The organism is Providencia sp. PROV004 (assembly GCF_011045615.1).
Lineage (GTDB): Bacteria > Pseudomonadota > Gammaproteobacteria > Enterobacterales > Enterobacteriaceae > Providencia > Providencia rettgeri.
Map to the genome: position 1 here is coordinate 4,235,384 of NZ_CP042859.1, position 26,049 is coordinate 4,261,432.

At 43.5% G+C, this 26,049-nt stretch carries 24 protein-coding genes and 2 tRNA genes; 4 read left to right on the forward strand and 22 right to left on the reverse strand.

The window, feature by feature from the left end; all coding sequences use genetic code 11:
- Positions 1-31: 31 nt before the first annotated feature.
- The 16 genes from FVA69_RS19540 to rlmE form a co-directional block, all read right to left on the reverse strand.
- Positions 32-1,969, reverse strand: a complete 1,938-nt coding sequence (locus FVA69_RS19540) for a DEAD/DEAH family ATP-dependent RNA helicase (RefSeq protein ID WP_004907484.1) — start codon at positions 1,967-1,969, stop codon at positions 32-34.
- Between the two features lie 170 nt (positions 1,970-2,139).
- Positions 2,140-3,057, reverse strand: coding sequence for a lipoprotein NlpI (gene nlpI, locus FVA69_RS19545; RefSeq protein ID WP_004907480.1), 918 nt, complete (start codon positions 3,055-3,057; stop codon positions 2,140-2,142).
- Between the two features lie 93 nt (positions 3,058-3,150).
- The gene (gene pnp, locus FVA69_RS19550; RefSeq protein ID WP_004907477.1) at positions 3,151-5,274 is read right to left on the reverse strand and encodes a polyribonucleotide nucleotidyltransferase; all 2,124 of its coding nucleotides are present in this window, start codon (positions 5,272-5,274) and stop codon (positions 3,151-3,153) included.
- Positions 5,275-5,676: 402 nt separating this feature from the next.
- A complete protein-coding gene (rpsO, locus tag FVA69_RS19555) occupies positions 5,677-5,946 on the reverse strand; it encodes a 30S ribosomal protein S15 (protein ID WP_004905890.1) in 270 nt (89 codons plus the stop codon).
- Positions 5,947-6,058: 112 nt separating this feature from the next.
- Positions 6,059-7,012 carry a tRNA pseudouridine(55) synthase TruB gene (gene truB, locus FVA69_RS19560; protein ID WP_109912119.1) on the reverse strand — a complete coding sequence of 318 codons (954 nt, stop codon included), beginning with the start codon at positions 7,010-7,012 and terminating at the stop codon, positions 6,059-6,061.
- Positions 7,012-7,422 (reverse strand): 30S ribosome-binding factor RbfA, encoded by a 411-nt coding sequence (rbfA, locus tag FVA69_RS19565; protein WP_004905894.1) that lies wholly within the window; start codon positions 7,420-7,422, stop codon positions 7,012-7,014. The genes truB and rbfA overlap by 1 nt, the downstream gene beginning before the upstream one ends.
- 85 nt (positions 7,423-7,507) lie before the next feature.
- Positions 7,508-10,246, reverse strand: coding sequence for a translation initiation factor IF-2 (gene infB / locus FVA69_RS19570; protein ID WP_109912120.1), 2,739 nt, complete (start codon positions 10,244-10,246; stop codon positions 7,508-7,510).
- A 23-nt stretch (positions 10,247-10,269) separates the two neighbouring features.
- Positions 10,270-11,778: a transcription termination factor NusA gene (nusA, locus tag FVA69_RS19575; RefSeq protein ID WP_004905898.1), complete on the reverse strand. Its 1,509-nt coding sequence runs from the start codon at positions 11,776-11,778 to the stop codon at positions 10,270-10,272.
- Positions 11,779-11,801: 23 nt separating this feature from the next.
- Positions 11,802-12,254 carry a ribosome maturation factor RimP gene (gene rimP, locus FVA69_RS19580; protein ID WP_004907471.1) on the reverse strand — a complete coding sequence of 151 codons (453 nt, stop codon included), beginning with the start codon at positions 12,252-12,254 and terminating at the stop codon, positions 11,802-11,804.
- 252 nt (positions 12,255-12,506) lie between these two features.
- Positions 12,507-12,583: transfer RNA gene (locus FVA69_RS19585), tRNA-Met, on the reverse strand.
- A gap of 59 nt (positions 12,584-12,642) precedes the next feature.
- A tRNA-Leu gene (locus FVA69_RS19590) sits at positions 12,643-12,732 on the reverse strand.
- Positions 12,733-12,847: 115 nt separating this feature from the next.
- Positions 12,848-13,192, reverse strand: a complete 345-nt coding sequence (gene secG / locus FVA69_RS19595; protein WP_004905902.1) for a preprotein translocase subunit SecG — start codon at positions 13,190-13,192, stop codon at positions 12,848-12,850.
- Between the two features lie 220 nt (positions 13,193-13,412).
- Positions 13,413-14,750: a phosphoglucosamine mutase gene (gene glmM, locus FVA69_RS19600; RefSeq protein ID WP_004907470.1), complete on the reverse strand. Its 1,338-nt coding sequence runs from the start codon at positions 14,748-14,750 to the stop codon at positions 13,413-13,415.
- 4 nt (positions 14,751-14,754) lie between these two features.
- Positions 14,755-15,591 carry a dihydropteroate synthase gene (gene folP / locus FVA69_RS19605; RefSeq protein ID WP_004907467.1) on the reverse strand — a complete coding sequence of 279 codons (837 nt, stop codon included), beginning with the start codon at positions 15,589-15,591 and terminating at the stop codon, positions 14,755-14,757.
- Positions 15,592-15,657: 66 nt separating this feature from the next.
- Positions 15,658-17,667: an ATP-dependent zinc metalloprotease FtsH gene (ftsH, locus tag FVA69_RS19610; protein ID WP_004907466.1), complete on the reverse strand. Its 2,010-nt coding sequence runs from the start codon at positions 17,665-17,667 to the stop codon at positions 15,658-15,660.
- Between the two features lie 48 nt (positions 17,668-17,715).
- Complete coding sequence (rlmE, locus tag FVA69_RS19615) at positions 17,716-18,345, reverse strand: 23S rRNA (uridine(2552)-2'-O)-methyltransferase RlmE (RefSeq protein WP_004905912.1); 630 nt, start codon at positions 18,343-18,345, stop codon at positions 17,716-17,718.
- A 135-nt stretch (positions 18,346-18,480) separates the two neighbouring features.
- On the opposite strand from rlmE, the gene yhbY reads away from it, so the two are divergent.
- Positions 18,481-18,774 carry a ribosome assembly RNA-binding protein YhbY gene (gene yhbY, locus FVA69_RS19620; protein ID WP_004905914.1) on the forward strand — a complete coding sequence of 98 codons (294 nt, stop codon included), beginning with the start codon at positions 18,481-18,483 and terminating at the stop codon, positions 18,772-18,774.
- A gap of 118 nt (positions 18,775-18,892) precedes the next feature.
- Here the strand turns inward: yhbY and greA are convergent, their stop codons facing one another.
- Entirely contained in the window at positions 18,893-19,369 is a 477-nt protein-coding gene (gene greA, locus FVA69_RS19625; protein WP_004907463.1) for a transcription elongation factor GreA, read from the reverse strand.
- Positions 19,370-19,614: 245 nt separating this feature from the next.
- Here greA and dacB point away from each other — a divergent pair, with 245 nt between their 5' ends.
- Positions 19,615-21,063 (forward strand): serine-type D-Ala-D-Ala carboxypeptidase, encoded by a 1,449-nt coding sequence (gene dacB, locus FVA69_RS19630; RefSeq protein WP_164529235.1) that lies wholly within the window; start codon positions 19,615-19,617, stop codon positions 21,061-21,063.
- 60 nt (positions 21,064-21,123) lie between these two features.
- Here dacB and cgtA read toward each other — a convergent pair whose 3' ends face one another.
- The 3 genes from cgtA to rplU all read right to left on the reverse strand — a co-directional run bounded on the left by cgtA (position 21,124) and on the right by rplU (position 23,050).
- Positions 21,124-22,299: an Obg family GTPase CgtA gene (gene cgtA / locus FVA69_RS19635; protein WP_004907460.1), complete on the reverse strand. Its 1,176-nt coding sequence runs from the start codon at positions 22,297-22,299 to the stop codon at positions 21,124-21,126.
- Between the two features lie 165 nt (positions 22,300-22,464).
- The gene (gene rpmA, locus FVA69_RS19640) at positions 22,465-22,722 is read right to left on the reverse strand and encodes a 50S ribosomal protein L27 (protein WP_004905922.1); all 258 of its coding nucleotides are present in this window, start codon (positions 22,720-22,722) and stop codon (positions 22,465-22,467) included.
- Positions 22,723-22,741: 19 nt separating this feature from the next.
- The gene (gene rplU / locus FVA69_RS19645) at positions 22,742-23,050 is read right to left on the reverse strand and encodes a 50S ribosomal protein L21 (RefSeq protein ID WP_004905925.1); all 309 of its coding nucleotides are present in this window, start codon (positions 23,048-23,050) and stop codon (positions 22,742-22,744) included.
- 334 nt (positions 23,051-23,384) lie between these two features.
- Between rplU and ispB the strand changes: the two genes are divergently transcribed.
- A complete protein-coding gene (gene ispB, locus FVA69_RS19650; RefSeq protein WP_004907459.1) occupies positions 23,385-24,356 on the forward strand; it encodes an octaprenyl diphosphate synthase in 972 nt (323 codons plus the stop codon).
- 40 nt (positions 24,357-24,396) lie between these two features.
- Here the strand turns inward: ispB and FVA69_RS19655 are convergent, their stop codons facing one another.
- Both FVA69_RS19655 and FVA69_RS19660 read right to left on the reverse strand, forming a co-directional pair.
- Positions 24,397-24,759: a DNA-binding protein gene (locus tag FVA69_RS19655; protein WP_004907457.1), complete on the reverse strand. Its 363-nt coding sequence runs from the start codon at positions 24,757-24,759 to the stop codon at positions 24,397-24,399.
- A gap of 131 nt (positions 24,760-24,890) precedes the next feature.
- On the reverse strand, positions 24,891-25,238 hold the full coding sequence (locus FVA69_RS19660) for a DNA-binding protein (protein WP_109912123.1): 348 nt from the start codon (positions 25,236-25,238) through the stop codon (positions 24,891-24,893).
- Positions 25,239-25,754: 516 nt separating this feature from the next.
- Here FVA69_RS19660 and FVA69_RS19665 point away from each other — a divergent pair.
- Complete coding sequence (locus FVA69_RS19665) at positions 25,755-26,027, forward strand: helix-turn-helix domain-containing protein (RefSeq protein WP_004907453.1); 273 nt, start codon at positions 25,755-25,757, stop codon at positions 26,025-26,027.
- Positions 26,028-26,049 lie beyond the last annotated feature (22 nt).

The window sequence follows — 26,049 nt, forward strand, 5'->3', positions numbered from 1 at the left end:
GTAGGGAATTAATCCCTATAAAACCAAGTCATTATGCGTTATGGCTGCTGCTACGACGACGAGGTGCCGCATTAGTGCCATCTTGGCGTGGAGCAGAGTTACCACGGTCACGGTTACCACCGCCACGACGCTCACCGCCGCCACGACGTTCACCACCGCGCTCACCGCCACGGTCATTACGACGACCTGCACCGAAGCCACCTTCGCTACCGCCATCACGACGACCACCACCACGACGCTCACCACCGCCACGACGTTCGAACGGTTGTGCATCACCGATCAGCTGCATTTGAGTTGGTTTATTCAAAATGCGTGCGCGACTTAAATGAGTTAACACGTCCGTTGGCATACCTTTTGGCAATTCAATTGTCGAGTGCGTTCCGTACAATTTGATATTACCGATATAACGGCTGCTGATATCCGCTTCGTTAGCAATCGCACCAACAATGTGACGAACTTCCACACCATCATCACGGCCAACTTCGATACGGTACATCTCCATATCACCCACATCACGACGCTCACGACGACCGCCACGCTCACCGCGTTCTGCACGGTCAAAACCATTACCATTGCTATTACGGTCACGACGATCACCACGACGATCATCACGGTCGTTGAATTCACGACGTGGGCGACGCGGTGCATCTGGTGGCAAGATCAGCGCACGTTCACCTTGTGCCATTTTCAGCAAGGCTGCCGCTAAGGTTTCCATATCAACATCTTCTGATGGGGACATTTTCGCTAACAGTGAGCGGTATTGGTCTAAATCGCTGCTTTCTAATTGCTGTTGAATTTTCTCAGCAAATTTCGCCTGACGACGTTGGCTAAGCAGATCTGCATCTGGTAACTCAACTTCAGGAATAGTCAGTTTCATCGTACGTTCAACGTTACGTAGCAGACGACGTTCACGGTTCTCAACAAACAGTAACGCACGGCCCGCACGGCCCGCACGACCTGTACGACCAATACGGTGAACGTAAGACTCCGCATCCATTGGGATGTCGTAGTTAACAACTAAGCTAATACGCTCAACATCCAGACCACGCGCTGCAACGTCAGTAGCGATCAAGATATCTAGACGACCATCTTTTAAGCGCTCTAACGTTTGCTCACGCAGTGCTTGGTTCATGTCACCATTCAATGCGGCGCTGTTGTAGCCATTGCGTTCTAATGCTTCAGCCACTTCTAATGTTGCATTTTTGGTGCGTACGAAAATAATCGCAGCATCAAAGTCTTCTGCTTCTAAGAAACGTACTAACGCTTCATTTTTACGCATGCCGTACACAGTCCAATAGCTTTGAGCAATATCTGGACGAGTGGTAATGCTAGCCTGAATGCGAATTTCTTTCGGGTCTTTCATAAAACGACGTGTAATACGACGAATTGGTTCAGGCATTGTTGCAGAGAACAGCGCAGTTTGGTGCTCAGCTGGAATTTGGCTCATGATGTTTTCAACATCTTCAATGAAGCCCATACGCAGCATTTCATCAGCTTCGTCTAAAACTAAGCCTTTTAATTTAGAGAGGTCTAACGTGCCACGTTTTAAGTGATCCAGAAGGCGGCCTGGTGTACCCACAACAATTTGCGGTCCTTGGCGCAGCGCACGTAATTGTACGTCATAACGTTGACCACCATACAGGGCAACAACGTTAACGCGATTCATATGTTTAGAGAAATCGCTCATTGCTTCCGCTACCTGAACAGCCAACTCACGAGTTGGTGCAAGGACTAAAATTTGCGGAGCTTTTAAATCTGGGTCGATGTTATGCAGTAATGGCAAACTAAATGCAGCAGTTTTACCGCTACCTGTTTGTGCCATACCTAATACATCATTACCATCCATTAACAATGGAATACATTGTTGTTGGATTGGTGATGGTTTTTCATATCCCAGGTCGTTTAGTGCTGTCAAAATAGATGCTGATAAACCTAACTCAGCAAAAGAAATATCGGTCTCAGTAGTCATGTAAAGGTGCCTCATACATAATGGCAGCCAGTTTACATAACCATGCGAAAATCATTTCGGTCATTTTCATTTAAAATGTGAACTGGCTCAAATTGTGTTTATTAAACGAACAAATAGGCCGTCATCCCGAGGGATGATGACTTAAAAAAATATCGTGAAATGTTCGTCAGCTATTGCTGGCCCGATTCTAAAAGGTCGTCTTGTTCTTGGCCTAACAGCGCCAATTCCAACAATGCATAGCGGTGTTCAACAAAGCTGTGAGCGTTGTTAGCTACCGTCAGTTTGAATAACGCAACTGCGCTATCCTTATCCCCCAGACTTAGGTAATGCTTACCTAAATAGAAGTTAGTTTCACTGAGATGCTCAGCGAGCGAAGTGTTATCCGTAGACGTTTCTTTCAAACGCGCCATCAATGTATTTTCATCGATATTGCCAAGATAGAATTCTACGATATTCCAGCCCCATTGCCCTTTCTCCGCTTGGTTGTAGCGGGCGGCAAGATTATCTTGCGCCATACGCGGGTCTATATCTTTCTCTACGAGATAAAGCCACAGAGTACGAAAAGGATCATTTGGATCTATCTGATAATACGCCAGCAGATCATCCTGCGCTAGTTTGTATCGTTCACCGTAATATAATGCGATGCCACGATTCATTCGCGCGAAATTGTAAGTTGGATCAAGCTCTAAAACAGAATCAAACGCTTCATAGGCAGCATCATAATTGCCTGCCTGCGTAAAATATATTCCTAAAAAATTAAAAACTTCAGGAATATCAGGACGAATGGCTAACGCAGTTGAAAAATCATTACGCGCCAGTGCCCTTAAACCGAGACTATCATACAACACACCGCGCTCATATAAAAGCTGTGCGTATTCATCATCGGTTAAAGACCGGCTCGCAAGAATTTGTTCCATACGAGCCAGTATCACTTCTTGTTGCAATGAAGGTTGAAGTGGAACGGCAAATACCTCGTTCTTTCGCCAATCTTTGCTACTACATCCAATAATAACAAAAAAGATAAGCGCCAAGAGCACACGCGGTAACGTGCGATAATCTCTCACCCGAAGACAGATACTGTTCGACATACTCCGCCCTTACATTACCACGCTTTACAAATTATGGTTTCAGCAAATTTAGGCTGATAGCGCCCTAACTTAATAGAGCGCTGTTAGGTCAGCTTACTCTGCTGAGTCCTGCGGCTGTGCAGTTGATTCTTCAGTTGCTACCGCTTCTTTCATGCTAAGACGGATACGACCTTGACGGTCAATTTCCAATACCTTAACAGGAACTTCTTGACCCATTTGCAGGTAATCTGTCACTTTCTCAACACGCTTGTCCGCGATTTGAGAAATATGAACCAGACCTTCTTTACCCCCACCAATCGCAACGAATGCACCAAAGTCGACGATACGGGTTACTTTACCTGGGTAAATGCGGCCCACTTCAACTTCTGCAGTAATGTCTTCGATACGACGAATGGCTTCTTTCGCTTTCAGGCCATCAGTTGCGGCAATCTTAACAGTACCATCATCTTCGATTTCAATCGTTGTGCCAGTTTCTTCCGTTAATGCACGGATCACTGAACCACCTTTACCGATGACATCTTTGATTTTGTCTGAGTTAATTTTGATCGTGTAAATGCGTGGTGCAAATTCAGAGATCTCTTCACGTGGACCATTAATTGCTTGTTCCATTGTACCAAGAATGTGCAGACGTGCACCTTTTGCTTGGTTCAGAGCAACTTGCATGATTTCACGTGTGATACCTTCGATTTTGATGTCCATTTGCAGTGCACTGATACCTTCACGGCTACCAGCTACTTTAAAGTCCATGTCACCTAAGTGGTCTTCGTCACCTAAGATGTCAGACAGAACAACGAAATCGTTACCTTCTTTCACCAGACCCATTGCAATACCTGCAACAGCGGCTTTAATTGGCACACCAGCATCCATCAGTGCTAATGATGCACCACAAACAGATGCCATTGATGATGAACCATTAGATTCAGTGATTTCAGATACAACACGGATAGTGTATGGGAAATCAGCGTGGTCTGGCATTACTGCTAACACACCACGTTTCGCTAAACGGCCATGGCCGATTTCACGACGTTTTGGTGAACCCACCATACCAGTTTCACCAACAGAGTATGGAGGGAAATTGTAATGGAATAAGAAACGGTCAGTATATTCGCCCATTAATTGGTCGATAACCTGCGCATCACGTTCTGTACCTAACGTTGCCGTTACCAGTGCTTGAGTTTCACCACGAGTAAACAGTGCAGAACCGTGAGTACGTGGCAGAACTCCTGTACGAACGTCCAGAGCGCGAACCATATCTTTTTCGCGGCCATCGATGCGTGGCTCACCACGGATAACACGGCTACGAACAACTTGTTTTTCTAAGCTTGCTAAAATGTCAGCAACTTCAGAAACATCAACGTTTTCGTCTTCAGCAACTAATACTGCAGTGACTTCTTCTTTGATTAAGTCAACCTGCGCGTAGCGCTCTTGTTTCTCAGTGATGCGGTAAGCGTCGCCCATACGGCTTTCAGCTAATTGTGCAACACGGTCATGCAGAGCTTGGTTAACTGGCTCTGGCTGCCAATCCCATTTCTCTTTACCCGCTTCTTTCACTAATTCATTGATATTCTGAATAACAACTTGTTGTTGGTCGTGGCCAAATACCACCGCACCTAACATTTGCTCTTCGCTTAATAAATCAGCTTCAGATTCAACCATTAATACCGCGTTATCAGTACCTGCAACCACTAAGTCCAAACGGCTGTTTTTCAGCTCGTCTGCTGTAGGGTTCAGAACATATTGGTCATTGATAAAACCAACACGTGCCGCACCGATTGGGCCATTAAATGGAACACCTGACAGTGCTAATACTGCAGACGCACCGATCATCGCAACAATATCTGGATTAACTTGTGGGTTAACAGACACAACAGTCGCAATGATTTGAATTTCGTTATAAAAACCTTCTGGGAACAGAGGGCGTAGAGGACGGTCAATCAGACGAGCGATTAACGTTTCACCTTCACCAGGACGACCTTCACGACGGAAGAAGCTTCCTGGGATACGGCCCGCTGCATATGTACGTTCTTGATAGTTAACAGTTAAAGGGAAGAAGTCTTGACCTTCTTTCACTTTTTTCTGTGCAACTGCAGTCACAAATACTGCAGTGTCATCCATGTTAACCATAACAGCAGCAGATGCTTGGCGTGCAATCATACCTGTTTCAATCGAGACAGTATGTTGACCGTATTGGAATTTACGAACAATAGGATTTAACACTATATTACCCTTTTTGTAAGGCTACCTGAGATTCTCAGGGAGCATTGGCTTACTCTTCCTACTACAGCCTCGCGACTAATGAGAATACTGATATTCCAGTGATCAGCTCTCTCATTAGCCGCGCGAATCGGATGCAGCGAAGAGGCATTAATAAAACAGCTTACTACGACTTATAGCTTAGCATTTAAGTTAAGTATAATTCGAGTATTACTTCAACTTTCAAAATAACTTTTAGAAGAAAAGGGGCCTCTGGCCCCTTTTCTCTGAAACTGACTCTACTCGTCATACTTCAAGTTGCAACGTTGCTGACCACATTCACTTGTACTAGCCACATACTGATGTATATACCTAGCAACTCACTCATTTGTCGCCTAGCTGCAACTCAAATTATCTAGAGTAAGATTAGCGACGCAGACCTAAACGCTCGATAAGAGCAGTGTAACGCGCGATATCTTTACCTTTCAAGTAAGCTTGTAAGCGACGGCGCTGAGCAACCATACGCAGCAGACCACGACGGCTGTGGTGATCTTTTTTGTGCTCTGCAAAGTGGCTTTGCAGGTGGTTGATTTGTGCAGTCAGCAGAGCGATTTGAACTTCGCTTGAACCAGTGTCATTTTCACCGCGGCCGAACTCAGCAACGATTTTAGCTTTCGCTTCATTACTTAGAGACATAATAAACTCCAAAATGATTAATGTAAGTGATGAGAGCCAATCTCTAATTTAGCATCTCAAGATTAAGCGCCGCTATTCTACGCTGCTTAAGGCAGCAAAGCAATAAGCGCTACTACGCGGGCTGTTCATTTTCCACAACCAAACGCTTCGGTGCGATACGTCCATCCTCACTCACCAGAGCAATGCCGATAAACCGCTGCGCTGTACCACAAGTGACTCGAACCATACCGTCTTCTTCAAGGCCTTCAACCGCAGCTCTTACAGGTTGCCCCTGTTTAAAGTAAGCCGCTGTTTCCTCTGTAATATTTACAGCTGGGAAATGAACGACTGCGGTATCCATTGGCAATAATAAAGTATCAAGCAAGGACTCAAAAGACCCTTCACCTGCATCTACTTTTGCTCGTAAAGCGGCTAATTGCTCTAATGTTACCATTCGCTCATAAGGATAATTAGCCACTTGCACTCGACGCAAGTAAATCACATGCGCACCACAGCCTAACATCTCACCTAGGTCATCAATAATGGTACGAATATAGGTTCCTTTAGAACAGTGTATCTCCAGCTCTAATTCATTGTTTTCTAAACGAATAAACTGCAATTCATACACTGTAATTGGACGAGCTTCACGCTCAACCGTAATTCCTTTACGCGCATATTCATACAATGGACGACCTTGATGTTTCAGCGCAGAATACATTGAAGGAACTTGTAATGTATCACCGCGGAAAAACGCTAAAGCGTCATCCAATTGCTGCTGTGTAAACTCTACGTTACGCTCACTGATAATTTCGCCGTGTGAATCTGACGTGTCAGTACGTTGTCCAAGACGAGCAATGACGCGATAACGTTTATCTGAATCGAGTAGAAACTGGGAAAATTTCGTCGCTTCGCCGAGGCAAACAGGCAACATACCTGTTGCGAGAGGGTCAAGTGCCCCCGTATGCCCAGCTTTATTGGCATTAAAAAAGCGCCGCACTTTTTGCAGCGCATCATTTGAAGAAATATCCGTGGGTTTATCCAGCAGCACTACACCGTCAATATTACGGCCGCTACGACGACGCCCCATTATTTTTCCTCTTTATCACTAACATCCGCACGACGTTTTTCATCATCGCGGATCACATTTGACACTAAATTAGACATCCGCATACCATCAACAAGAGAGTTGTCATACTCAAATGTTAACTCAGGAATAATACGCAAACGCATTGCTTTTCCAATTAATGAACGTATAAAGCCTGATGCTTCATTTAATGCTTTAATGCCGTCTGCAACCATTTCTTCTTCACTTTTATCATTAGCGATATTGAAGAAGGTCACAAAGACTTTACCGTATGCAAGATCGCGAGATAACTCGACACCTGAAACAGTAGCCATACCAATACGTGGGTCTTTGATCTCACGTTGTAAGATGATCGCAATTTCTTTTTGCATCTCTTGCGCAACGCGCTGAGCACGACTGAATTCTTTTGCCATCGTTATATCTCCTGACAATAAAGGGGGCTATCGCCCCCTTATAACACTATTTTGTAATCACGATACTTCGTGGGCTCCCACAAAATTAACCGTCGATAGAACGCTTAACTTCAATGATTTCGAAGACTTCGATCATATCGCCAACGCGAACGTCGTTGTAGTTCTTAACGCCGATACCACATTCCATACCGTTACGAACTTCATTGACGTCATCTTTAAAGCGACGCAGTGATTCTAATTCACCTTCATAGATAACGACGTTATCACGTAATACACGGATTGGGTTATTACGTTTGATGGTGCCTTCAGTGACCATACAACCAGCAACAGCACCGAATTTCGGTGATTTAAACACATCACGAACTTCTGCCAGACCAATGATTTGCTGTTTGTATTCAGGCGCTAACATACCGCTCATCGCTTGTTTGATTTCATCAATTAAGCTATAGATAACAGAGTAGTAGCGTAAGTCAACACTTTCACTTTCAATCACACGACGAGCAGAAGCATCTGCACGTACGTTGAAGCCTAAGATAATAGCATTCGATGCCGCAGCTAATGTTGCGTCAGTTTCAGTGATACCACCGACACCAGAACCGATGATCTTAATTTTAACTTCATCAGTCGACAGCTTCATTAGAGAGTCAGTAATCGCTTCACAAGTACCTTGAACGTCGGTTTTCAGAACGATGTTCAGCTCAGATACTTTACCTTCTTCCATGTTAGCAAACATGTTTTCCAGTTTAGATTTCTGCTGGCGAGCTAATTTAACATCACGGAATTTACCTTGACGGTACAGGGCAACTTCACGTGCTTTTTTCTCGTCACGTACAACGGTGGCTTCATCACCCGCCGAAGGCACGTTAGATAAACCTAAAATCTCAACAGGCATAGAAGGACCTGCAGATTGAACTTCTTTACCTAATTCGTTACGCATTGCACGAATACGGCCATATTCGAAACCACACAGGACGATATCGCCTTTGTTCAATGTACCTTCTTGAACCAGGATTGTTGCAACTGGGCCACGACCTTTGTCTAAGTACGATTCAACAACGACACCGCTTGCCATACCTGCATATACCGCTTTCAGTTCTAAGACTTCAGCTTGCAGCAAGATAGCATCGAGCAGCTCATCAATACCGGTACCTTTCTTCGCAGAAACGCTGATGAACTGAGTATCACCACCCCAATCTTCAGAAATAACACCGTACTGAGACAGCTCATTTCTAACGCGATCTGGGTCTGCTTCTGGTTTATCAATTTTATTTACCGCGACAACAATTGGCACACCTGCCGCTTTCGCATGCTGAATAGCTTCAATTGTTTGTGGCATAACACCATCGTCTGCGGCAACAACCAGAACAACGATATCCGTTGCCTGAGCACCACGAGCACGCATTGAAGTAAACGCGGCATGACCTGGGGTATCTAAGAAGGTGATCATACCCTTGTCAGTTTGTACGTGGTAAGCACCAATGTGCTGAGTAATACCACCCGCTTCACCTGATGCTACTTTCGTTGAACGAATGTAGTCAAGTAGAGAGGTTTTACCATGGTCAACGTGACCCATAATGGTCACAACTGGCGCACGTGGCTCTTGAAGTGCAGAACCCGTGTCACGGTCATTCATTACCGCTTCTTCTAATTCGTTTTCACGACGCAGAATAACTTTGTGGCCCATTTCCTCTGCGACTAACTGTGCAGTTTCTTGGTCAATCACTTGGTTGATAGTCGCCATGGCGCCCATCTTCATCATAGTTTTGATGACTTGAGAACCTTTTACTGCCATTTTATTAGCAAGTTCACCAACGGTGATCGTTTCACCAATTACCACATCACGGTTAACCGCAACGGCTGGCTTAGTAAAGCTTTGTTGTAAAGAACTACCTTTACGTTGCTTACCTTTGCTGCGACCTGAACGGCCAGCGGCACGTTCTTCTTCGCGATCTGCTTTTTCAGAAAGTTTATTACCTTTCTTTTGGCGAGGTGCTTTTGCAGTACGATTACGTGAACGACGGCCTTCTTCTTTCTCATCACTTTCATCTTCGGCTGCACGAGCGTGCGTCGAAGTTGTTGTGTGATAATCGCTATCTTCTTCAGTTTTCGTGTCTGCAGTCCACTTTTCACCGTTTTCTTCAGCCATTTTGCGTGCTTCTTCAGCCACGCGACGTGCTTCTGCTTCAACTTTGCGCTGAGTTTCTTCTTCAGCTTTACGTTTTAGCTCCGCAGCTTCAGCTTCACGGCGTTGTTTGTCGGCATTACTTTCTACAGCTTTGCCTGCTTTTTGTTGATTTTCGCTTGGTTTCACTTTTTCTCTTTCCGCTGCTTCGCGCGTAGCTTTATCTGCTGCTTCACGTTTTGCTTTCTCTTGGGCTTCACGTTTTGCCTTTTCTTCCGCTTCACGTTTAGCTGTTTCTTCTGCTAATCGTTTTGCTTCTGCTTGACGTTGTGCCAGTTCTTCAGCTTCGCGCTGTGCCTGCTCTTCCGCTTCACGCTGCGCCTGCTCTTCCGCTTTTGCTTCTTCAGCATCACGGTTCACATAAGTGCGTTTTTTGCGGACTTCGACATTTACCGATTTGCTTTTGCCACCGGTGACGGGGACACTCAGCGTACTACGAGTTTTGCGCTGTAGTGTCAATTTGCTTGGCTGACCCGCTACTCCGCCTTGTTCACGGTTTAAATGGCTCAGTAAAGCTTCTTTTTCTGACTGGCTAACAGAGTCATTCTCACCTTTTTTGATCCCTGCTTCAGCAAATTGCTGTACCAGGCGATCAACTGTGGTTTGAATTTCCGTTGCCAATGTTTTTACAGTTTCTGTCATGCCGTTCCTTCCTGCTACAGTGTTTACGCATCGTTACCGAACCAGCAAATATTACGTGCGGCCATGATGAGCGTACCTGCTTTCTCATCATCCAGACCTTCAATATCAATCAGGTCGTCGATGCCCTGCTCAGCAAGATCTTCCAGTGTACAGATTCCACGAGTAGCCAAATTATAGGCAAGAGTACGATCCATACCTTCAAGATTCAACAAATCTTCTGCTGGCTGATTATCACCTAGGCTCTCTTTTTGAGCCAATTCTATTGTGGTGAGGGCCGCTTTCGCTCTTTCACGTAGAACTTCAACAGTCTCTTCATCAAGACCATCAATTTCCAGAAGTTCATTAATAGGCACGTAAGCCAGTTCTTCTAACGTCGAGAAGCCTTCTTCAACAAGTGCAGTGGCAAACTCTTCATCAATATCAAGATGCTTGGTGAATGTATCAATAGAAGCATGTGCTTCTGCCTGATGTTTTGCATTAAGCTCTTCTGCGGTCATGACGTTTAATTCCCACTTGTCATCACCACGGTGTTTTTTCAGTAATTGCGCTGCCAGACGCACGTTTTGACCGTTACGTCCGATGGCTTGCGCCAGATTACTGCTTTCTACGGCAACATCCATCGTACATTTGTCTTCATCGACCACGATAGATGCAACATCAGCCGGAGCCATTGCATTAATAACGAATTGAGCTGGGTTATCGTCCCATAACACAATATCAATTCTTTCGCCGCCTAATTCACTAGAAACGGCTTGAACTCGCGCTCCACGCATACCAACACAAGCACCAACAGGGTCGATACGCTTGTCATTAGTTTTAACCGCAATTTTTGCACGAGAACCTGGGTCACGGGCAGCGGCTTTGATTTCAATAATTTCTTCACCGATTTCTGGCACTTCAATGCGGAATAACTCAATCAGCATTTCAGGGCGAGAACGCGTAACAAAAAGTTGTGCGCCGCGCGCTTCAGGACGAACATCATACAGGACTCCGCGGATACGGTCACCTGGACGGAAGTTTTCACGTGGCAACATATCTTCACGCAGAATCACAGCCTCAGCGTTATTGCCTAAGTCTAACGTGATATTTTCACGATTAACTTTTTTCACCTGAGCAGTGATAATTTCACCTTGTTGCTCACGGAATTGGTCAACAACCATCGCACGCTCTGCTTCGCGTACTTTCTGTACGATAACTTGCTTAGCTGTTTGAGTGGTAATACGGTCAAATACAACAGACTCGATTTGGTCTTCGACGTACTCTCCAAGCTGCAGTGCAGGATCTTCGTATTGAGCCGCTTCTAACGTAATTTCACGCGTTGGCATTGTGACTTCTTCGACAATTAACCAACGACGGAAGGTGTCGAAATCACCTGATTTACGGTCAATTTCTACACGGACATCAATTTCTTGCTCGTATTTCTTTTTAGTCGCCGTCGCTAATGCAGTTTCCAGAGCCTCGAAGATTTTTTCACGAGGGAGGGATTTTTCGTTAGAAACCGCTTCTACAACAGCCAGAATTTCTTTATTCATCCTAGTTGCCTCATTGAACTTTATTAAAAGTGGGGTACCAAGTTAGCTTTCTGGATGTTGCCGAGGGCGAACACCTCATCCTTACCATCTACAGTAACCGTAATCATTTCACCGTCTATGGCCTTAATAACGCCTTGCCACCTACGGCGGTTCTGCATTGCTATACGCAAAGTCAATGCCACCTCTTCACCCATAAAACGCTCGTAATGCGCAATAGTGAATAATGGACGCTCAAGCCCTGGTGACGATATTTCCAGGTTATAAATGACAGAAATTGGATCTTCAACGTCCAATACTGCACTGACCTGATGGCTGACATCAGCACAATCATCAACAGTGATGCCTTCTTCACTATCGATGAAGACACGCAGTGTCGATGTGCGACCACGGATAAACTCTAAGCCAACAAATTCAAAGCCTAGCGCCTCCACCGGTGCTGAAATCATCTCTGTTAATTTCTGTTCTAATGTGGACAAGCCCACCCCCAGACATAAAAAAAGGGCTATAAAAGCCCAGTTAATTCGATTGTCAAATAACAAAAAACCCCGAAATTCGGGGCTTTATGCAACTGGACCCTGTAGTGCACGGGTTCACCATATTCTTATTATACCTGTAAAATCTAGAGAAATCGATGAGAAATTTTGAGAGCTGTTAGTTAACTGCACTTGATTGCTACACCGGATAACTACTATAGACTAAGATACTGACAAGGTATGTTGAATAAGAAATGGTTGCGGGAGCCGGATTTGAACCGACGACCTTCGGGTTATGAGCCCGACGAGCTACCAAGCTGCTCCATCCCGCGTTCGAAAACGTGTCATATTCTACACAGATAACCTGCAAATCACAAGCCATCTAAAATAATGGTGCCGAGGACGGGACTTGAACCCGTACGCCCGTTTTGTAGGCACTACCACCTCAAGGTAGCGTGTATACCAATTTCACCACCTCGGCACTGAGGCGAGGTTATCAATAGTTAATCAATAACCTCAAATTTTAACTTCTCACTCATCGCTGAGCTTACTACTTAATGATGGCATTAGTTGCCTTCATTCGGAATCTTTCACACTTAACGAGGGATATCGCTCGTTGGTGTAGCTGGTGCTGCCGGAACGTCTGTTGGTTGCTCGACTTTTGTAGGTTCACTAATGTTTTCCCACTTACTACCACTACCAGTTCCGTACTTGTTAGCAGTCATATTGCCAAGTATCAAACTGATGATGAAAAACACAGCAGCCAAGATTCCAGTCATACGGGTCATGAAGTTACCTGAGCCCGATGAACCAAACAGTGTTGCAGAAGCGCCCGCACCGAATGAAGCTCCCATGTCAGCACCTTTACCTTGCTGTAACATAATCAGACCAATAAGCCCGATAGCCGCTAGCAAGAAAATAATTAAAAGAGCTACATACATTTGAGTTACCTATTCAGTTGCGGTGCATAGCCTAATGCTATGACCTTTATCACTGCACACCTACTCATTTCGACCGTGAAAGAATACTCTTACGGGATTGAGCAGGTGCGAATACTAACCAAAGCTGAGCCGACAAGCAAGTCTATTTTGATTCCATTTGATTATTTGCAGAAAAAAACAACAAATCATCAAAATATCGCTCAGCTTCACCCATAATAACTTAGCCCGCTGCTTTTACAGCATCCGCAATATAGTTTGCCATTGCAGTCACATCAGCTTCATTTTCACCTTCAACCATGACACGGATTAACGGCTCTGTTCCTGATTTTCTCAGTAATACACGGCCTTTTCCTGCCAATTGTTTTTCAACTTCTTCGTTCGCTGCAACCACCGCATCACTTTGTAGTGGATCGTGTTGGCCTTTGAAACGGACATTGACTAACACTTGAGGTAATAATTTCATACCACTGCATAAGTCATGTAAGCTCATATGGTTACGTACCATAGCACTTAATACCTGCAAGCCTGCAACAATCCCGTCACCAGTAGTCGTTTTATCCAATAAAATCACGTGGCCTGAGTTTTCAGCCCCCATGCGCCAACCTTTTTCCTGTAATTTTTCGAGGACATAGCGGTCGCCCACTTTTGCACGCTCAAAAGGAATTCCTAGCTGTTTCAGAGCGATTTCTAATCCCATATTACTCATTAGTGTTCCGACTACGCCGCCTTTTAGCTGGCCTTGACGTAGTGCTTCACGAGCAATAATAAAGAGGATTTGGTCACCATCGACTTTTTCACCGAGGTGGTCAACCATGATAATGCGGTCGCCATCACCATCAAATGCCAAGCCAACGTGCGCTTTTTCTTCCAGTACTTTTTGTTGCAATTGACGCACATCCGTTGCACCACATTCTTCATTGATGTTGATCCCATTAGGATCACAACCGATAGTGATAACCTCAGCCCCTAATTCACGAAACACATTTGGTGCGATGTGATAAGTCGCCCCGTTAGCACAGTCAATCACTATTTTTAAACTTGCTAGGCTTTGTTCGTTCGGGAACGTACCTTTACAAAATTCAATATAACGGCCCGCAGCATCGACAATACGGTTTGCACGACCTAATTCTGCTGATTCAACGCATGTGATCGGCTTTTCCATTTCAGCTTCAATAGCTTCTTCGACTTCATCAGGCAATTTGGTTCCATCAATTGAGAAGAATTTAATCCCATTGTCATAATATGGGTTATGAGATGCTGAAATGACAATCCCCGCTTCTGCGCGGAAAGTACGTGTTAAATAAGCGACCGCAGGGGTTGGCATTGGGCCAGTGAAAGATGCAGATAAACCTGCAGCAGCTAAGCCAGCTTCTAGCGAGGATTCCAACATATAACCAGAAATACGCGTATCTTTACCAATAATAATTTTACGAGAACCATGACGTGCGAGAACTTTTCCTGCCGCCCAACCTAATTTTAAAACAAAATCAGGGGTAATTGGGCTATCGCCCACTTTGCCACGAATACCATCAGTACCAAAATATTTACGGTCGCTCATACGCTTATTTTTCCTTTTCTGACAGAGTCATCTGTACCACTTGCATCGCTTGCACGGTTTCTTTGACATCATGAACTCGAATGATGTGTGCTCCTTGCATCGCAGCAATCACTGCGCAAGTTAGGCTGCCTGCGAGACGTTCTTGTGGTGGAACATTTAATAATTGTCCAATCATAGATTTACGTGACATCCCTGCCAATAGCGGTAGTCCGAAATTATGAAATTGCTCTAAGTTTGCCAATAACTGGTAATTATGCGACAAGTTCTTACCAAAACCAAAGCCTGGATCAAGGATAATTTGCTGTCTCTCTATCCCTGCAGTCACGCATCGAGTGATTTCAGCGTCAAGATAGTCTTTTACTTCACGCACCACGTTTTCATAATTTGGTGCTTCTTGCATCGTTCTTGGCTGGCCTTGCATATGCATAATGCAAACGGGTAAACCTGTTTTCGCAGCAACTTCTAATGCACCTGGCTCATGGAGCGAACGAATGTCATTGATAATATGCATGCCTGCGTTTGCAGCTTCGGCCATGACTTTCGCTTTCGAAGTATCAACTGAAATCCACACATCAAAACGCTGTGCTATCGCTTCAACAATGGGAATAACTCGGTCAAGTTCCTCATTCACAGAGACTTCAGCGGCGCCAGGACGGGTCGATTCGCCACCAATATCAATGATAGCCGCGCCATGTTGAACCATTTTTGCCACATGCTCAAGCGCATCATGATAACGATTATGAGTGCCACCATCTGAAAATGAATCAGGAGTGACATTCAAAATCCCCATCACCTTTGGTGTGGATAAGTCAAGAACACTGCCTCTCGCTTTGATTTGCATTGTTATTTTTCCTTAACGAAAAAAACCCCAGCGAACTGGGGTCTTAGTATTTTATTTCACGACCGCTTATTGTGGTTTGCTGTCGTTATTATCTGATGGTTTTGATTCATCAGTATTATTACTATTATCGGTATTACTTGGTTCTTCAGCACTGTTATTAGGTTCTTCAGATTGAGGTTTTTCGGCTGTTTTTGCTACATTTGCCGCACCTTTACCAAATGTTCCCGTCACATTACTGACTTTTTTATCTTCATCCCAACCCGCTGGTTCACGAACTGGACGACGATTCATTAAATCATCAATCATTGGCATATCGATAGTTTCATATTTCAGTAATGCATCTTTCGTTGCATGTAGAATATCGATATTGTCTTCCAGTGTTTTGTAAGCCAGTTGGTAACAGTGGTCTAAAATTTTCTTAATTTCTTCATCAACAATACGTGCTGTTTCATCAGAAATTCCAGAACCATTACCTGAAGAACGACCTAAGAACGCTGGACCTTCTTCTTTCGAGTATTGCATTGGGCCTAAACGGTCTGAGAAGCCCCATTGCGTTACCATGTTACGTGCCGTATTAGTTGCAAACTGAATATCTGAAGATGCTCCCGTCGTTACTTTATCGCGACCGTAAATCAGTTCTTCAGCAATACGCCCCGCATAGGCTGTCGCAATCATACCTTCGAGTTTCAAGCGACTACGGCTAACTTCATCACCTTCCGGTAAGAAGAAGGCCACACCCAGTGCTTGACCACGTGGAACAATTGTGACTTTGTGAACAGGGTCATGCTCTGGCATTAAATGACCGATAATCATATGACCACCTTCATGGTAAGCCGTTGATTCTTTTTGCTCTTCGGTCATCATCAGAGAACGACGCTCTGCACCCATCCAAATTTTGTCACGCGCTTTTTCGAATTCAACCATGGAAACGACACGCATGTTTGCACGTGCGGCAAACAACGCGGCTTCGTTAACCAAGTTTGCCAATTCAGCACCCGAGAAGCCAGGTGTTGCACGAGCAAGAATGAAAGTATCTACGCTTGGGTCGATAGGAACACGACGCATATGTACTTTCAGAATTTGTTCACGGCCACGAACGTCTGGTAAGCCAACAACTACCTGACGGTCAAAACGACCTGGACGTAATAAAGCAGGGTCAAGTACGTCAGCACGGTTAGTTGCTGCGATAACAATAATACCCTCATTACCTTCAAAACCGTCCATTTCAACTAGCATTTGGTTCAGTGTTTGCTCACGCTCATCGTGACCACCACCAAGACCGGCACCACGTTGACGACCTACTGCGTCAATCTCATCGATAAAGATGATACAAGGCGCTGCTTTTTTCGCTTGTTCGAACATATCACGAACACGAGAAGCCCCCACACCCACAAACATTTCCACGAAGTCTGAACCGGAAATAGTGAAGAATGGGACTTTTGCCTCACCAGCGATAGCTTTTGCCAGTAATGTTTTACCTGTTCCTGGAGGCCCTACCATCAGGACGCCTTTTGGAATTTTACCGCCAAGTTTTTGGAAACGAGCAGGTTCACGCAGAAACTCTACGATTTCGCCTACTTCTTCTTTGGCTTCATCACACCCAGCAACGTCTGCAAATGTTGTTTTGATCTGATCTTCTGTCAGCATGCGGGCTTTACTTTTGCCAAATGACATCGCCCCCTTGCCGCCACCGCCTTGCATCTGGCGCATGAAGAAAATCCAGACACCAATCAACAGAAGCATTGGGAACCAGGAAATAAAAATAGATGTCAGTAAGCTAGGTTCTTCTGGTGGTTCACCAACAACCGTCACATGCTTATTCAGCAAAGTGTCTAACAGCTTCTCATCCTGCATAGGAAGATAAGTTGTATAGCGGCTATTATCAGCCTTTCTGACGTTCAGTTCACGACCGGTGATACGAACTTCACGCACCTGATCCTGGGCTAACTCATTGATAAACGTAGAATAATCGACTCTGCGACTATTCGAATCGCTTGGGCCAAAACTCTGGAACAAGGACATCAGAACAACTGCGATGACTAACCAGAGAATCAGGTTTTTCGCCATGTCACTCAAGGGATTAACCTCATATTACAACTGTGTTAACAAATAACGCTCAGGGTACTATAGTTTTAGCCCTGTCGCTACAATGTATACTTCACGTGACCGTGCCCGCGAAGATTCGGGTTTACGAACTTTTACTTTCGTAAACAGGGAGCGGATATCCCTAAGGTAATCGTCAAAGCCTTCTCCCTGAAACACTTTAACAATGAAACTCCCCCCAGGCGCCAATACAGCACGGCACATATCCAATGCTAATTCAACTAGATACATAGAGCGAGGAATATCAACCGCTGGTGTCCCACTCATATTTGGCGCCATGTCAGACATGACCACCTGTACTTTTTTGTCGCCAACGCGTTCTAACAAAGCGGCGAGAACGGCTTCATCGCGAAAATCCCCTTGCAGGAAATCAACGCCAACGATTGGGTCCATCGGCAATAAGTCACAAGCAATAACCCGCCCATTATGACCTATTTGGCTAACAACGTATTGCGACCAACCACCAGGGGCTGCTCCTAAATCAACAACGGTCATACCTGGTTTAAAAATTTTATCACCTTGCTGGATTTCTTCCAGCTTAAACCATGCACGTGAGCGTAGCCCTTTTTTTTGTGCTTGCTGAACATATTTATCACTAAAATGCTCTTGCAACCAGCGACTTGAGCTTGCCGAACGTTTTTTATTGGCCATTGTGCTTTCCAACTATACTAAAAGAACTTCACCTAACTTGCTGCTTCTTTACCATCAAAAAGATATAATTGATGGTGATAGATATCAGATGGCGGTAGAATAAGCCATTTTCAATACTAACCAAGCAAAAAATCAATGAATCTTAATAAAAAACAAATTCAGCACCTAAAAAGTCTCGCTCACCATTTAAACCCTGTTGTTATGATCGGCAACAATGGTTTAACCGAAGGTGTTTTGGCTGAGATTGAACTCTCATTAGCGCATCATGAGCTTATCAAAGTCAAGATCGCAGGCGAAGACCGTGATACTAAAAATTTGATCGCTGATGCGATTGTTCGCGAAACTGGTGCAGTAAATGTACAAATCATCGGTAAAATTCTTGTTATCTACCGTCCTTCGGCAGACCGCAAAATCATTTTACCTAAATAATTTCCCATCATTTATATAAAAATGCCATTGAAAGCATGTTTTATATGATGAAAAAGGCCGCCTGCGGCCTTTTTCTTTAAATCAGGGAAATAATATAACCAATTCAGGGAAATAGGAATCAGATATACTCAACTTTAAGAATTTCGAACTCAACATCGCCACCTGGGGTTTTAATTGAGACCACGTCATCAACTTCTTTACCCACTAAACCACGTGCTATCGGGGAGTTAACAGAAATCAGATTGATCTTAATATCTGCTTCGTCATCACCAACGATACGATACGTTAGCTCTTCATCGGTATCAACATTCAGTACTGTCACAGTTGCGCCAAAGATAACGCGACCATTATTGACCATTTTAGTTACATCGATCACTTGAGCGTGAGAAAGCTTACCTTCGATTTCTTGAATACGGCCCTCACAGAAACCTTGTTGCTCACGTGCTGCATGATATTCTGCATTTTCTTTTAAGTCACCGTGCTCACGCGCTTCTGCAATAGATGCAATAATTTCTGGGCGACGGACAGATTTAAGGAATTCAAGCTCTTCTCTTAGCTTATCCGCACCAAGTACCGTCATCGGGATCTGTTTCATTAATAAATACCTCGGTTCAATCCTATCTAAAAACAAGTATCTTCCTGATTTTGTAACAACAGTACACCGAACACCTACGTAAAACCGGGGGTGTTCTAGTAAAAAAACGCAATCAGACTTATGTACTCATTTATCTTATCATAATGTACGCTATTTTAACTGAGACTTAATAACGGGTCACCGTTTACTTTCTTGGGCATTACACTTTAGTATGTATTATATGTCCACCCTAATGCGTGAAATATATGTCATTATTAACTTTAACCAGAAAATGGATCATCTCTTTAGGAATTACCTTAGCCAGTACGCAAGTTTTTGCGATTCCTATTGATGAGTACAAACAATATTTACCTGATGGCACTAACCTTGCTCTGGTCGCGCAAAAAGTGGGAAGTAGCACCCCATTAATTGATTATAATGCACAGCAAATGGCATTACCTGCAAGTACACAAAAGGTTGTGACCGCTCTTGCTGCCCTATTACAACTGGGGCCTGATTACCGTTTTGTCACCAATTTTGAAACTGATGCAAAACTTAGCAACAACACATTGACTGGCGATTTAGTGATCCGCTTCAGTGGTGACCCAACACTAACCCGTCAACAAATTCGCAATATGGCTAATGCGTTAAAGCAGCTTGGGATCCATAAGGTTGATGGCGATCTCGTCGTTGATATTTCTGCTTTTACTAGCCATGACAAAGCGCCTGGTTGGGTTTGGAATGATATGACCCAATGTTTTAGTGCGCCACCTGCAGCTGCTATCATTGACCGCAACTGTTTTTCAGTTTCTCTTTATCCCGCAGAAAAAGCAGGTGACTATGCCTTCATTAAGGCGGCTAGTTTTTACCCTGTCAATATGTTCAGCGAAGTCAAAACATTAGCTAAAGGCTCCCCTGAAGCACGCTATTGCGAACTTGACGTCGTTCCTGGTGAACTAAACCGCTATACCCTGACAGGTTGTTTAACCCAACGCAGCGAGCCCTTACCACTTGCCTTTGCGGTGCAAAACGGAGCGAGTTACTCAGGGGCGATTGTCAAAAATGAGTTAACCACTGCGGGTATTGAGCTCAACGGCCATGTGAAAAAGCGCACATTCCCAGCGCCTCAATCACAAGTGTTAGTCAAAACTGAATCTAAACCACTGCATGACTTGTTAAAAGTGATGCTAAAAAAATCCGATAATATGATAGCAGACACTGTTTTTCGTACTATCGGTCGAGAATATTATGGCGTCCCAGGTACTTGGCGCTCAGGATCCGATGCGGTAAGACAAGTACTGAAGCAAAAAGCGGGGATCGATCTTGGCAATACTGTGATGGTTGATGGTTCAGGACTGTCTCGCCACAATTTGATCACGCCTGCAACAATGATGGAGATCTTGCAATTTATCGCAAAAAACGATCAACAGCTCGATTTTATCTCCATGCTTCCACTTGCAGGTCATGATGGTACATTGCGTTATCGTGGCGGCTTTGATGAAGCTGGTGTAAATGGTAAAGTTTCCGCCAAAACGGGGGCATTGCAAGGGGTCTATAATCTCGCAGGTTTTATCACAACTGCCAGTGGCCAGCGTGTTGCTTTTGTGCAGTTTATCTCTGCTTATGCAGTACCGCAAAACCAGCAACGTACTCGTCGAGTACCATTAGTACGGTTTGAAAGCCGTTTGTATAAAGATCTGTATCAGAAAAACTGATCATACGTGATTTAGATATTAAAAAGGCGCTTTCGCGCCTTTTTATATTTCTAAGATAAACTATTTTTGATAAATGATTTCGACACCTTCGTCGTCATCTTCATCCCAATCGTCATCCCAGTCATCATCAAAATCTTCAGTACCAGAAAGTTGTTCCTTATGATAATCATCCCACATGAATTCAACTTTTTCAGGTTGCTGTGCATCTTCAGTTGTTGCCATATCACGTGGTTGAGTATTCATAAATTCCATGATATCCCAACAAAGTGCTTTCACACCTTCGTGGTTAACCGCTGAAATCATGTAGAATTTATCTTCCCAGCCCATCGCTTTAGCAATTTCTGCCGCACGCTGTGCTGATTCCTCTTCACCTAAGATATCAATTTTATTGAAGACTAACCAACGTGGTTTTGCCGCTAGTTTTTCACTGTATTTTTCTAACTCACTAATGATGATCTTCGCATTTTCGACAGGATCAGACTCATCAATAGGGCAAATGTCAATCAAGTGAAGTAAGACACGACAACGCTCTAAGTGTTTCAGGAATTGGATCCCAAGGCCTGCACCTTCTGCTGCGCCTTCGATCAATCCTGGAATATCGGCAACCACAAAGCTTTGCTCGTTATCCATACGCACGACACCCAAGCTTGGGACTAAAGTGGTAAATGGATAATCAGCGACTTTTGGTTTTGCTGCTGATACAGAACGGATAAATGTTGATTTACCTGCATTTGGCATACCAAGCATGCCCACATCTGCTAACAGCATCAATTCTAACAGTATTTCGCGGGTTTCACCTTTAGTCCCCATAGTACGTTGACGTGGAGCGCGATTTACTGAAGATTTAAAACGGGTATTCCCAAGCCCATGGAAACCGCCTTTAGCGACCATATGACGTTGATCATGACGTGTCATATCACAAAGTACTTCGTTGGTCCCTAAATCGCGTACACGCGTTCCTACAGGTACTTTTACAGTGATGTCTTGACCACGTTTACCTGTACATTCACGGCTTTGGCCATTTTGGCCACGTTCTGCACGAAATGATTTTTCAAAACGATAGTCGATTAGCGTGTTGAGGTTTTCGTCTGCTTGTAAGTAAACGTCCCCACCATCGCCACCGTCACCACCGTCCGGTCCCCCTTTAGGGATGTATTTTTCACGGCGGAAGCTGACACAACCATTGCCACCATCTCCTGCCACGACCAATATTTTGGCTTCATCTACAAATTTCATAATTCTTTCTCCGCTTCTGAGCCGCATAACGCTGGATGGCTGTTCTACTCAGAGATGGTGTATCTTTAATACGTGTGTAGTTCATTAAAGATCAAATATCTGAATATAAAAAGCCCCGCAAAAGGTTTTTGCAGGGCTTTAATTCTGAATTAAAGGTCAGAAAACTTATTCAGCTTCGATGCTGATAAATTTACGATTGTTTGGACCTTTAACTTCAAATTTAACTTTACCGTCCGCTAATGCGAACAGAGTGTGGTCACGGCCACAACCTACGTTGTTACCTGCGTGGAACTTAGTACCACGTTGACGAACGATGATGCTACCTGCTAATACAGCTTCACCACCAAAACGTTTAACACCTAAACGTTTTGCTTCTGAGTCACGACCGTTACGAGTCGAACCACCAGCCTTTTTGTGTGCCATTAATCTGCTCTCCTAAATCTTAAGCGATGACAGTGATCTTAACATCAGTGAACCACTGACGATGACCCTGTTGTTTACGGCTATGTTTACGACGACGGAATTTGACGATTTTAACTTTTTCGCCACGACCGTGTGCAACCACTTCCGCTTTCACTTTAACGCCTTCAACGACAGGAGCGCCGATTTGGATCTCATCGCCATTAGCAACCATCAGAACTTGATCAAATTCAACAGTTTCACCTGTTGCGATGTCCAGCTTTTCTAGGCGGACAGTTTGACCTTCGCTAACTCGGTGTTGTTTACCACCACTTTGGAAAACCGCGTACATATTAACTCCGCTTTCCGCGTACCCGCTAAATATTTCAATTCCAGAGTACGCTATAAAATATTCACAATAGGGCGCGAATTCTACGCAAAAAAGCAGCAGAACACAAGCCAATAATGCGGTTAGATGACAAAAAATACGACTTTTTTCTCAATAACCGTTTTTGAGCATTGATTTCGTCCCTATTCACTCAATTGTTACTTATTTAAACATTTTTTGCATCACACCTGATAATCTTATAATTAATAATGTTATGCTAGAAAGATAACTGTTCTATCGGTCTCCCATTTTTTTATTTCGGGAATGAACCAAAAACTAATAATATGAATAAATTACGATGAATTTAGAATCTATTATTGAACTGACAACTGAGGATATGTCAGCGGTAAACGAAGCCATCCTCAGTCAATTGAATTCAGATGTTACACTAATTAACCAGCTTGGTTATTACATAGTCAGTGGTGGCGGTAAAAGGATCCGGCCAATGATCGCAATACTTGCAGGTCGATCCTTAGGCTATTCGGGTCATAAACATACCCAAGTTGCTGCATTGATCGAGTTCATTCATACAGCAACATTGCTGCATGATGACGTCGTTGATGAATCTGATATGCGTCGTGGAAAGCAAACTGCAAATGCTGTTTTTGGTAATGCCGCGAGTGTCTTAGTAGGTGATTTTATTTACACTCGATCATTCCAGATGATGACGGATCTTGATTCAATGCGAGTGCTAAAACTAATGTCTGAAGCGACGAATGTGATCGCTGAAGGCGAAGTTTTACAGTTGATGAACTGCAACGATCCTAACATTACTGAAGAAAACTACATGCAAGTGATCTACAGTAAAACCGCACGTCTGTTTGAAGCAGCGGCTCATGCATCTGCGATTTTAGCCAATGCAACACCAGTGCAAGAAAAAGCACTACAAGATTATGGTCGTTATATTGGTACCGCTTTCCAGTTAATTGATGATCTCCTCGATTATGATGCAGACAACGCTCAACTGGGAAAAAACACGGGTGATGACTTAGATGAAGGTAAGCCTACACTTCCCCTACTTCACGCGATGCAAAATGGTAACGAAGAAGAATCAGCATTGATCCGCCAAGCCATTGAACAAGGTAATGGACGCCATCTGTTAGATACTGTTCTTGCAACCATGAAACGTTGTGGTTCTCTTGAATATACTTATGAAAGAGCCCAAGAAGAAGCACAAAAAGCGATTGATGCCTTACATGTCATTGAAGATTCAATTTATAAAGATGCATTGATCGGCTTAGCTTATATCGCAATCCAACGCCATTCTTAGTCACTAAAAAAGATAAAGCGGGTCAAGAAAAGGGGAAACGCTATTTTTCCCCTTTGTCTTCTTCATCAATTTGAGCAAGCAGTGATGACAGACCATAACGCAGGATGTATTTCACTATTTTATTGCGCTCAGGCTCAGTCAGTTGGTAATACGCTTCCGACCAGATTTGCAATGCATCGGTTCTTTGGCTTTGATAAGTTACCGAAGGCTCATGCAGGCTAAGCTGCCCTTGGATTTCCCCCGGTAAGCTTTCAAAGTAATACTCAACAGCCTTACCCTGTACCCCTCTTTTACGGCGGTTTTTCCAGCCTTCTCGTCTTGCCATTAGGTTAATTCCCTGGGGTGATGTAGGGAGCCCTTCTAACCCTGCTAATTCTTTGGCAGTGAACCACAATTTTTTCATTTTCACTTCACGCTTATATTATGAAACCCGCTGTTGCAGCTTTGCTAAAATGTCATCAGTTAAAAAAATTTTTAAATTCAATATAATATTATTTTTATATATTAATTATTTACACCTTAAGTAATTGTAAATTATTTATTATTAATTAAATTAATTAGCGCTAATGCCCCTTCACGCATAATAAATGTCAGGATAATGTCTCTCTCCTCATTGGAAAGCTGGTTATAAGCTTCCTGCCAAATAAAGGCATTATCATTTCTTTTTACTTGATAAGGTGGTGAAGTTTCGTTAGCAAACTGACCTTCAAAAATATCAATAGGTAAAGAACTAATATGGTATTCCAATGCTTTGCCTTGAATACCCCGCCTTTTGCGGTTTAACCAGTTTTCACGCCTTGCCATTGCATTAATACCTTGAGTTGTCATGGGAAGCCCTTGTAACCCAACCAACTCTTTTGCCGTTAGCCATTCCTTGTACATGCTGACCCTCCTAGTCATGATGACAATTTAATTTACAGTTGTTGAAAACTATCTATATTTTCTCAAAACCTTATTGACTCATTCGTTTTATTTATACCTATAAATAATAATATACAAATTATATTTGTTATTAGCATTCTAATTTCTTTTAATAACAGATAATTAAATAATTTACTTGCTAATAATTTAACTAATTTTATTAACTAATCTAGATATATTACTCGTACAAGTAAAAAGTAGCATTAAATACGCTATTCTTGTCCCTAACTAGAAAGAGTTAGTTTTAACATCAAAGTTTTATCCTAATTCACAGTTATTCATTCTGACTTTCTATTTAATTTCATAAAAACCACGATAGTTTCATAAAATGAATTTTTAAGAAAAAATCAGAAATTATTTTGGGAAATTTCTGTTATTTTATTTCCAATAACTAAACGGATGTACTGAATGTATCATAATTTTCGGTTACTCGTACCACTAACTCTACATGATTCTAAGTGAAAAAAGGACTAAAAAATGATTTTACGGAAGTCGGACTGGCACCCTGCAGACATCATTGCAGCTTTACGTAAACGTGGAACTACACTTGCCGCAATTTCACGCGAGGCAGGGTTAAGCTCTTCAACGTTAGCAAATGCACTATCACGTCCTTGGCCTAAAGGGGAATGGATCATTGCAAATTTCTTAGCGATCCACCCTGCTGAAATTTGGCCAAGTCGTTATTACGATCCAATTACAGGGGATTTATTAGAAAGAAAAGTCAGAGTAAAAACACCAGTGGAAGATTAAAAACTGAATGAAATAAATTATA